The 3,781-nt window shown below is 38.2% G+C and carries 3 protein-coding genes; all 3 read right to left on the reverse strand.

Annotated features, from left to right (window positions below):
* Positions 1–101: 101 nt before the first annotated feature.
* The 3 genes from V7266_RS08135 to katA all read right to left on the reverse strand — a co-directional run bounded on the left by V7266_RS08135 (position 102) and on the right by katA (position 3,526).
* Positions 102–572 carry a GyrI-like domain-containing protein gene (locus V7266_RS08135; protein ID WP_335467377.1) on the reverse strand — a complete coding sequence of 157 codons (471 nt, stop codon included), beginning with the start codon at positions 570–572 and terminating at the stop codon, positions 102–104.
* Positions 573–694: 122 nt separating this feature from the next.
* Positions 695–1,945, reverse strand: a complete 1,251-nt coding sequence (locus V7266_RS08140; protein WP_335467379.1) for a CapA family protein — start codon at positions 1,943–1,945, stop codon at positions 695–697.
* Between the two features lie 117 nt (positions 1,946–2,062).
* Positions 2,063–3,526 carry a catalase KatA gene (gene katA / locus V7266_RS08145; RefSeq protein ID WP_335467381.1) on the reverse strand — a complete coding sequence of 488 codons (1,464 nt, stop codon included), beginning with the start codon at positions 3,524–3,526 and terminating at the stop codon, positions 2,063–2,065.
* Positions 3,527–3,781: the final 255 nt, after the last annotated feature.

A 3,781-nucleotide genomic window follows, 5' to 3' on the forward strand; every position in this document is an offset into this window, starting at 1 on the left:
ATATTATACTAAATTAACACAGTGAATTATTGAAGTGATTGAATAAAATAAAAAGCTGCCGAGTGTATCGACAGCCTGAGGAGTTTAAAAAACTCATTTTCCTATTCCTTATAGGTTTTAACCGGTAAATAAATCTCAAAATACAAGTCTCCAGACTCATTTTGCTGCTTATGCTCTTCTTTAAAAATTTCTAGCCCTAAGGCATGGTAGTCCTGTTCATAACCATATTCTTTCATCCAATTCAATAGTTGTTGATATGTATTTTCAACTTCTTCTAGACTTCCTTTATGAGTAGTACAGACATAGTTCTTTCTCGGAATTGAGAATCCAACCATCCCCTCTGGTACATTCTCAATTTCTCCAACAGGTTTTGTAACATAATAAGTAAACTCTGTTTCACGGTTATGAAATGGTGCAATCACAACAGGTTCGTTGGTCAGGCACGAAACTTCCTCTACCCGATCTTCCATTTTGTTAAACAGACTTGGGATTGTTTTTACCTCAGAGTAAGTACCTGTCCAAGCCATACCAACCACTTTTATTTCTTCTTTCTCTATCACCTTTATACCCAATTTTAAGACCCCCTTTTTTTACTACATACTATTCTTATTATTCGAATAATATCCTTAAAATCCTTCCTAAATAATTCGACCCTACCCATAAATTTTTCTGAAAAAGTTTTTCACTAACCATTTTATTGATTTGATTCTGCTATGGTCGTATTTTCAGAGATATCCCCATTGTTGATAGTCAATCCGCCATAAGACAATTCTTGCAGTTCATTCCAAACTGCTCGTTTATCTTGGTCACTTTGTTTGACAATTTGGTCCTGTGATATTCTAAATGGAACAAAAGTCATCTTCATCTCCTCCTTATGAATATCTATATGAAGGATGCCTGTTTGGGCAGCGTTCCCTTTAATATAGTTGGGGAATAGAAAATTCCCCAGCGAATAGGCAATAGGCTTGCCTTTGTAGTATTCAAATCCCTGCAATACATGAGGATGACTGCCAATGATGCCGTCAGCACCAGAATCAATCATCTTCTTTGCCCACTCGCGCTGAAATGGCTCAGGATTGCGTTTTGTTTCAACACCCCAATGGATAAACACGAATAAGAAATCTGCAGTCGACTTTTCTTTTTTAATAGTAGATTCGATTAAACTTATATCATAACCATTCGCAAGGCCTGGTTTTGTATCTGTTGCTACCCACGAATAGTCAGGAAGCACCCTTGAAAACGCCAATATTTTTACTGTTTTCCCTTTTAAAGTATATGTTTTTGCCTGATAGGCTTCCTGCTTATTTAATCCCCCTCCGACGTAATCTAATTGATAATGCTTTAAGGAAGCAACCGTATCCCTAAACCCTGTTAGTCCAAAATCAAGAGAATGATTATTAGCCAGGCTGACTAGCTGGAATCCCGCATTTTTTAATCCTGACAAGGCGGGAGGCTCCGAACGGAAGGTATATTGTTTTCCTTGTTTAATCCCACCCGTTGTAACAGATGTCTCTAAATTAACCATGCTAAGATCACTTGAAGCTAATTCCTCTTTTATATGTACAAATGGATAGTCTGCTCCTTTTTGCTTGACCGTTTCCTTCACCGACCAATCCATCATAGCATCTCCTGCGAAAGTTAATCGGATCGGCTCATCGTGAAATAGTTTACCTTTTTGCTCGGCAAGGTTCATTTTATTTTTCAAAGGGTCTTGTTCCATCATCGTATACTGTTCATAAAACGATCCGCTGGGTTGGTCTATTTCGAACTCTTGATAGAATTTTCCGAATAGTTTCTTTGCAAAAAAATCAAAATAAAAGGGTGAGTTTTCGCGATTATCTTTATATAACTTTTTCGCCATATTGTTTTCCTGTGCACCGATTGGCTGGACATTTCCCCCGACTAGGAGTAAACAAAGCAAGGCAAAAATAAATCTTTTGTACATTAAAACATTTCCCCCTATCTAAAAACTAGTTTAATCAGGAGAAACTAAAAATGCTGTCGGAATTTGAAGAAATTAATAAAAAACAGGCTGTTCATGAAAGAACAACCTGTACCTGTTTTATTTCACTTCCTGAGGAATCGCCAATCCTAAGCCCTTGGCAACTCTCTCGCCATATTCTGGGTCAGCCTTATAGAAGTGCTGAATTTGACGTAATTTAATATCTTCCCTCTCTACGGGTTTCATAGCCCCTACCACGGTATCAACTAATCTAGTACGCTCATCTTCTGACATTAAGCGGTAAAGATCACCAGCTTGTGTATAGTGATCATCATGATCATAAGCAACTTGTGCTGCTGCACCAGTAACTTCAAATGGTGTTTGTCGATGTTCAGGGACTTCCTTTGGACCGCCATAGCTGTTTGGCTCATAGTAAACAGAGCCGCCTCCATTATGATCAAACCGCATAGCACCATCGCGCTGATAATTATTTATTTCTGTCTTTGGACGATTTATTGGCAGTAAATTATGATTTGGACCTACACGGTAACGGTGTGCATCGGAGTAGGCAAATATACGGCCTTGTAGCATTTTATCAGGCGATGCCTCAATTCCTGGTACCATTGTACCTGGTGAGAAGGCGGCCTGTTCAACCTCTGCAAAATAGTTTTCAGGGTTACGGTTTAGGACCATTCTGCCAACCTCGATTAACGGATAATCTTTATGTGACCACACTTTTGTGACATCAAATGGATCGAAGCGATACGTATTAGCATCTTCAAATGGCATGATTTGAACATGCAGCCTCCATGCTGGGAAGTCGCCATTTTCAATCGCATTAAATAAATCTTCCGTATGATAATCTGGATTTTCGCCAGCTAATTTCGCCGCTACATCTGCAGACATATTTTTAACGCCTTGTTCACTCTTGAAGTGATATTTTACCCAGGAAGCTTCGCCATTCTCATTTACCCATTTAAAGGTATGGCTCCCATATCCGTTCATATGACGTAATGTGGCTGGGAGACCACGGTCACCCATTAAATATGTTACTTGATGTAAGGATTCTGGTGACAGAGACCAGAAGTCCCAAACTGCATTTGGGTTTTTCAAATGGGTTTTAGGATCCCTTTTTTGTGTATGAATGAAGTCTGGAAATTTGATGGCATCACGAATGAAGAAGATTGGTGTATTATTACCTACCAAATCATAGTTGCCTTCTTCTGTATAAAACTTAACGGCAAATCCGCGTGGATCACGGACTGTATCGGCCGAACCAAGTTCACCTGCAACCGTTGAGAAACGAATAAACATCGGTGTTCGTTTTCCAACTCCATTAAACAATTTTGCCTTTGTATATTTGGCCATATCATTTGTTACTTCAAAATAACCATGTGCTCCCGCACCTTTGGCATGAACCACGCGTTCAGGCACACGTTCACGGTTAAAGTGAGCTAATTTTTCTAATAAATGCACATCTTGTATTAAGGTTGGCCCTCGTAAACCAGCCGTCATGGAATTTTGATTATCGCCGACAGGGGCACCTGTTCCTGTTGTTAAATGTTTGTTGTTTGCATTACTCATTTCATCACCTCGTACTCTATTTTTTAAAGCTCTTAACTGGATTATAATATAAATTTAATAAAAATCAATATTAAATTATAATAATTATAATCTAGTGCCTCTTATAAAAATATAACCTGTACTCACTATTACATTCGTATTAAAAAAAGAAGGACGTTATTCCCAAATTTAAGAAATAACGTCCTTAAAATTCATTTTATTTAAAGGAATGGCTGTGTTAAAGGGTACTGTGATTTTGAGACAATGTTGATTGGA

The sequence above is a fragment of the Neobacillus drentensis genome, assembly GCF_036965645.1.
GTDB lineage: Bacteria > Bacillota > Bacilli > Bacillales > Cytobacillaceae > Neobacillus > Neobacillus drentensis_D.